This is a genomic window from Chryseobacterium sp. SIMBA_029 (assembly GCF_046535275.1).
GTDB lineage: Bacteria > Bacteroidota > Bacteroidia > Flavobacteriales > Weeksellaceae > Chryseobacterium.
The window spans coordinates 1-310 of record NZ_JAWRXA010000157.1 but is presented as its reverse complement, the minus strand read 5'-3'; the positions used below and the strand labels follow the sequence as shown (position 1 = coordinate 310).

Genomic DNA, 310 nt, shown 5'->3' with positions numbered 1-310 from the left:
AAATCTGTATTTAGTGTCGTGGTGGAGTTAGAATCACTTAGAGGAGAAGACAGAGGCTTTAAAACAGGTTCGTTTTTTGCGGCTGCCGAAAACTTACCGCAAGAAAGTTTATAAGCCTTTCTGTGTGCTAATATTTACATAAAAATGGATTATGTGGAGGGGTGTAATGGATCTCATTCCGTCAGCCAGTGTAGGGGTAAAAATTAATGAATGGTATGACTATATCAATAAATTCGACTCTGAAAATGCTGAAAAGATACAGATTGAGATAGAACAAATGATTGGTCAAATGGAACAAGATGATGACCTA

At 36.8% G+C, this 310-nt stretch carries 1 pseudogene; it reads left to right on the top strand.

The features are described 5' to 3' along the window. Window positions 1-151 precede the first annotated feature (151 nt). Window positions 152-310 (top strand): annotated as a pseudogene (locus SB679_RS23620) (hypothetical protein); the annotation flags it as partial.